General features: G+C 67.2%; 5 protein-coding genes and 2 pseudogenes. 3 read left to right on the top strand and 4 right to left on the bottom strand.

All coding sequences use genetic code 11. The annotated features are described in order from the left end of the window. The 4 genes and pseudogenes from Q7J26_RS02185 to Q7J26_RS02175 all read right to left on the bottom strand — a co-directional run. Positions 1-417: pseudogene (locus tag Q7J26_RS02185) on the bottom strand (potassium-transporting ATPase subunit B); the annotation flags it as partial. A gap of 105 nt (positions 418-522) precedes the next feature. Beyond that, on the bottom strand, positions 523-2232 hold the full coding sequence (gene kdpA / locus Q7J26_RS02180) for a potassium-transporting ATPase subunit KdpA (RefSeq protein WP_304934875.1): 1710 nt from the start codon (positions 2230-2232) through the stop codon (positions 523-525). An 18-nt stretch (positions 2233-2250) separates the two neighbouring features. After that, positions 2251-2325 carry a potassium-transporting ATPase subunit F gene (locus Q7J26_RS17095; protein ID WP_370651894.1) on the bottom strand — a complete coding sequence of 25 codons (75 nt, stop codon included), beginning with the start codon at positions 2323-2325 and terminating at the stop codon, positions 2251-2253. Positions 2326-2590: 265 nt separating this feature from the next. Continuing rightward, a complete protein-coding gene (locus Q7J26_RS02175; protein ID WP_304934876.1) occupies positions 2591-2890 on the bottom strand; it encodes a CrcB family protein in 300 nt (99 codons plus the stop codon). 291 nt (positions 2891-3181) lie between these two features. On the opposite strand from Q7J26_RS02175, the gene Q7J26_RS02170 reads away from it, so the two are divergent. The 3 genes and pseudogenes from Q7J26_RS02170 to Q7J26_RS02160 all read left to right on the top strand — a co-directional run. Beyond that, a complete protein-coding gene (locus Q7J26_RS02170; protein ID WP_304934874.1) occupies positions 3182-3826 on the top strand; it encodes an ImuA family protein in 645 nt (214 codons plus the stop codon). Beyond that, positions 3717-5285, top strand: coding sequence for a DNA polymerase Y family protein (locus tag Q7J26_RS02165; RefSeq protein WP_304934873.1), 1569 nt, complete (start codon positions 3717-3719; stop codon positions 5283-5285). The genes Q7J26_RS02170 and Q7J26_RS02165 overlap by 110 nt, the downstream gene beginning before the upstream one ends. Beyond that, positions 5282-5742 (top strand): annotated as a pseudogene (locus Q7J26_RS02160) (error-prone DNA polymerase); the annotation flags it as partial. The gene Q7J26_RS02165 and the pseudogene Q7J26_RS02160, both read left to right, overlap by 4 nt.

The following is a 5742-nucleotide window of genomic DNA, read 5'->3' as shown; positions in this document are numbered from 1 at the left end:
GTTGACGGAGGCCACGCCCTCAATGATCTCGCCGTCCGAGGCGATCACGTCGCCAGCCTCGACCAGGATGATCGAGCCGACCTCCAGATCCGACGCGCTGGTCGGAACCACCGTGCCGGTCTCGGGATCGACGATCAGCTTGGCCTTGGTCGTGACGCGGGTGGCGCGCAGACTGTCGGCTGCGGCCTTGCCGCGCCCCTCGGCTACGCTTTCGGCGATATTGGCGAACAGGACCGTGGCCCACAGCCACAGCGCCAGCTGCACCGCAAAGCCCGCCGATTGGCCGCCCACGACCGCCGCGACCGCCGACACCGTGGCCAAAAGGGCCACGATCCAGGTGGTGAAGATGACCGGGTTCTTGACCAGTTTGGCCGGGTTCAGCTTGAGGAAGGCCTCGCCGACGGCGCGACCGATCATCGCCCCGGAGAGACCGCCCGCGATGGGGGTCGAACGACCGCCTTCGCCGGGCTCCCCCCCGCGTGGATCCAATGTGATTTGTGTCATGTCAGGATGTCCGGAGGATCAGGCGCTGGCGACCGCGGCGAGCACCTGGAAGTGCTCGACGATCGGTCCCAGGGCGAGGGCGGGCAGGAACTGCAGGCCGCCGAGGATGAGGATCACGCCGATCAGCAGGCCGATGAACAGGCCGTTGTCGGTGGGCAGGGTGCCGGTTGACGCGGCCAGCTTGGGCTTGACCACCAGGCTGCCGGCGATGGCCAGGACGGCGACGGCCGGTATGAACCGCCCGAACAGCATCCCCAGCCCCAGGGTCGCGTTCCACCAGGGGGCGTTGGCGGTCAGACCCGCGAAGGCCGAACCGTTGTTCGCCGCCGCCGAGGTGTAGGCGTACAGGATCTCGGACAGACCGTGCGGCCCGTCGTTCAGCAGGCCCGCCAGCGCCGTCGGGAAGACAGCGGAGATCGCCGAGAAGCCCAGCACCGCCAGCGGCAGGATCAGCACCGCGATCATGGCGAACTGAATCTCGCGCGCCTCGATCTTCTTGCCCAGGTATTCCGGGGTCCGACCGACCATCAGGCCGGCGACGAAGACCGACAGCAGGGCCATCACCACCATTATGGCGATCCCCGAACCGATCCCGCCCGGCAGGATCTCGCCCAGTTGCATCAGGAACATCTGCAAGGCCCCGCCCAGCGGCATATAGCTGGCGTGCATCGAGTTAACCGAACCGTTCGAGGCGCCGGTCGTCACGACCGACCAGACGGTCGAGGCGGGCGCGCCGAAGCGGACCTCCTTGCCCTCCATGTTCACCGAGGCGTCCACATGGGCGGCGACCAAGGACGGAGCCGGCTGGGTCTCGATCACATACATGGCCGCGCTGGAGACGCTCAGGATGATCAATGCCGACGCGACCAGGGCGCGGATGTCGCGCCCTGCCATGGCCGTGCGGCCAAAGGCGAAGAAGGCGGCCCAGCCCATGACGTTGATCGCCACGGCGGTGATCAGATTGGTTAGGGGCGAAGGGTTCTCGAACGGATGGGCGCCGTTGACGTTGAACACGCCGCCGCCGTTGATGCCCAACTGCTTGATCGCCACCTGGCTGGCGGCCGGGAACAGCGGCAGGGTCTGGGAGCCGCCCTCGACCGTCGTCGCATGGACGCTGGCGGCCAGGCTCTGGACGATGCCCAGGCCGGACAGCACAACCGCCAGAACGAAGGCGGCCGGCAACAGCACATACAGGGTGGTGCGGGTCAGATCGGCCCAAAAATTGCCGACGCCCTCGCCCCGGTTGGCGATAAAGGCGCGCGCCAGGGCCGCCGCAATCGTGGCCCCGGTCGCGGCCGAGACGAAGTTCTGAACCGTCAGACCGACCATCTGAGTGAAGGTCGACAGGGTCGTCTCGCCGCCATAGCTCTGCCAGTTGGTGTTGGTCACGAAGCTGACGGCGGTGTTGAAGGCCAGGTGCGGCGACACGCCGGCGAAGCCTTGCGGGTTCATCGGCAGCACGCCTTGCAGACGCAGAATGGCGTACAACAGGACAAACCCCGCCGCGTTGAAAGCCAGCAGGGCGCCGGCATAGCCCAGCCAGCCCTGGCTGCGCTTCGGATCGACCCCGGCGACGCGATAGAAGACGGCCTCGACCGGTTTCAGCACCGGATCCAGCCAGGTCCGCTCGCCGTTCCAGACGCGCGACATATAAACGCCGATGGGCCAGCCGAGCATGACGGCCAGCCCAAGGGTCAGGGCGATCTCGCCCCATCCTTGAATGTTCATGATTTCAGTCCCGGTTCCCTAGAACCGCTCGGGCCGCAGCAGAGCCGCGACCATGTAAACGGCGACGACGACCGCCCCCGCGCCCCAGAGCATGGCGATCATCGTCACACCCGTCTCAACGCTGCGGCCTGCGCGGCGAAGGCGATGAACGCCCCGGCCCCGACCGCCAGAAAAACAACATCGGCCATGCCGGCCTCCTCAGCTCAAATCAGAGCCGGAAGGGACCATGGAGGGGCGTAAAGGCGCGATGTGAATCCCGGCGTTCGGCGTAATGAAAGCATAATGTGAGAAGAGGGACGGCCGGCTTCATTACCGCAGCCCGCGCCACGGCTTAGGGACACAGCCGAGCCCGCCCCCTTCACCGATCCTTTGTACGACGATTGAGGATCGCCGCGATCCAATAGCCGATCGTCGCCGCCGCGAGCGACAGGGCGACGACCCCGACCACATAGGCGGTGCCCTCCAGCCAGCGCCCTTCGATGAACAGATAGAAGGTGCTGAGGCTCATCAGCGACCGGGTCGTATAGCCGCCGCAGAAGCCCGCCATCACGCACTGCCGGGCGACCTCTCCCACCGGATATCGACCGGTCGAGGCGGTCAGGGTCGCGAACACCATGATTGCGAACGAACCAACGATATTGACGACGGCGGTCGCCAGCCGTCCGAGCGTCTGTCATTGAGCAGGTTCGATATGAGCCGGGCCAGCTCCGGATCGGCTTTCAGCGGGTCCGGAGCAATGCTCCTGTCCCTGCAAAATCGACAGCGGAGCACCCGCTTGACTCTGCAAGGTATCGCGCGCCATTTGGAACAAATGGAGAACACAACATCCGAAGACCGCGTGGCCGCCTTGAGAACTCGGCTGGCATCACTCGATGCTTCCGCCCGTTTGATCGCACCTCGACTAGAACAGGATACCCGTGTCTTCCCATCCTGCTGGGTGCGCGGGACAGTGCACGATCTGTACGCCGAAAAGCCCGCTGATGCAGTGGCGATCAACGCCTTCGGCCTGGGGGCCGCGCTTCAGGCGGCGGACGGTCGCATCATCGTCTGGGGGCTTCACGACATGATGGGCCTGGAGGCGGGGCGGCCGTATGGACCTGGCCTGCACGAGATGGGACTGGCGCCGTCGGACATGCTGCTGGTGCGGGCGCCGGATATTCAGACGCTACTCGTCATCGGCGAGGAGGCCTTGCGGACGCCGGCGGTGGGCGCCGTTTTGCTCAGCGCATGGGGCGAGGCCAGGGCCTTGTCCCTGACGGCCAGTCGGCGGTTGGCGCTGGCGGCCGGGACGGGTCAAGGGACGCTGTTCCTGGCGAGGGCCGCCGCCGTTCCGGCGCCCAGCGCCGCCGAAAGCCGATGGTCGGTGCGCGCCGTGGCGTCCGCGCCGCTCGAGGGCGGAGCGCCGGGCAGACCGTCTTTTTCCGCCACCCTGCTTCGGCGACGCGGCGGGGGCGAGCCGAGAACCTGGATCATGGAGTGGGATCGTGACGCCCGATCATTCCGCGAACCGTCGCCGCTATCTGGCGCTGTGGTTCCCGTGGCTGCCCAGCGACCGGCTGGAGCGTCGGGCCCGTTCCGCAAACGGGTCGCCTGAGCCTGACCCAACTCCTGTAGTCCTGGTCGAGAAGATCGGCGGCGCGCTGCGTCTGGCCGCCGTGAATCCGGCGGCCTCTAGGGCGGGGCTGGTCCCCGGCCTCACGTTGGCCGACGCCCGTGCCCGCACACCCTCTTTGAGAACCATCGTTCATCGACCGGATAGGGACGCGGCCCTGCTACTGCAGGTGATGGAGGATTTTGGCCGGTTCACGCCCATGATCGCCGAGGATGCGCCACACGGGCTGATGCTGGACGTCACCGGCTGCGCCCCTCTGTTCGGCGACGAAGCCGGACTGGTCCGCGCGGCGCATGAGCGAGCGAGGCGTATCGGCCTGGAGATCCGCAGCGCCCTGGCGTCCACGCCTCAGGCGGCGCGCGCACTGGCCCGTTTCGGGCCGGGCGGAAGGTTCGACGCGGGGCAGGATCGACAGGGGGTGCGTCGGCTGCCGGTCGTGGCGCTGGAACTTTCACAACGCGAGACCCAGGCCCTTCAGCGTGCGGGTCTGAAGCGGATCGCCGATCTGGATGATCGTCCGCGCGCGCCCCTGGCTGCGCGTTTCGGCGCCGACTTTTCCGCCCGACTGGCGCGGATCCTGGGCGACGAGGACGTGCGCATCACCCCGTATCGGCCGCCGCCGCCCATCGCCATCGACCGCATCTTCTTCGAACCCATTGTCGATGACGCGGATGTAGAACGCGTCCTGTCCGATCTGTTGATGGAAACTGCGGATCGACTGGATCAGGCAGGCCAGGGCGGCCGAGCTTTCGAGGCGGGCTTCTACCGCATCGACGGCGAGGTCCGACACATCGTCGTGCGGACCGGCCGGGCGACGCGCGACTGGATCGCAGTGCTTCGTCTGTTTCGCGAAAGGCTCGCGGCCCTGGCCAATCCCCTGGACCCAGGCTTCGGCTTCGACCAGATCAGGCTGTCGATTCTCGAGACCCAGACGCTGAAACCCGACCAGCGAAGTCTGGACGGCGACAGGCCTGACGGCGAGGATCTCAGCCGACTGATCGACCGGCTGACGGCGCGGTTGGGACCTGAAGCCGTGCTGCGGTTCGAGCCTGTGGGGTCGCACATCCCTGAGCGCGCGGCGCGGATGGTTCCGGCGACAATGACGAGCGGACGTCCGGCTCAGGACTGGCCGGATCTGACGCCGGACGATCCGCCGTTGCGCCCCTTGCAGATGTTCGACCCGCCCCAGCCGGTCGAGACCCTGGCCGAGGTGCCCGACGGCTCGCCCTTGCGCTTCCGCTGGCGTCGGGTGCTGCATGAGGTGGCGTGCGCCGAAGGACCAGAGCGGATCGGCGGCGAATGGTGGCGCGCGCCGGATCAGAAGACGCGGGACTACTATCGGGTCGAAGACCGCGAAGGTCGCCGATTCTGGCTGTTCCGTCAGGGCCTGTACGGCGAGACCGACGAGCCGCGCTGGTTCGTCCACGGCCTGTTCGCATGAGCACTCCTGACTATGCCGAGCTGGCGACGACCAGCAATTTCTCCTTTCTTCGCGGGGCGTCCCATCCCAAGGATCTGGTGCTGACCGCGATCCTGAGAGGCCATGCCGGACTGGGTCTGGCTGACCGCAACACGGTCGCCGGGGTGGTCCGGGCGTGGAGCGCCCTGCGCATCCTTCGCGAGGACGGCTTGTCGCCCCCCGATGTCGTGCGGGACGGCGCCGGTCCCGGCGAAGTGACCTATGTCGAGGATCGGTTGAGCGATCCGGCCCTGTCGGAAGAGGTCAGGCGCCGGGCGAAGGCGTTCAAACTGGTGACCGGGGCGCGCCTGGTCTTCAATGACGGGACGCCTGACATCCTGGCCTATCCCGAGACCAGGGCCGGATGGGGACGACTGACGCGGCTGCTGACCCTGGGCAATCGTCGGGCCGTGAAGGGGCAGTGCGAGATCGGATTGCG

Origin of the sequence: Brevundimonas sp., from assembly GCF_030656255.1 — a bacterium.
In the GTDB taxonomy this organism is placed as follows: Bacteria; Pseudomonadota; Alphaproteobacteria; order Caulobacterales; family Caulobacteraceae; genus Brevundimonas.
The sequence above is the reverse complement of the archived record's forward strand: the minus strand, read 5'-3'. Positions and strand labels throughout refer to the sequence as shown.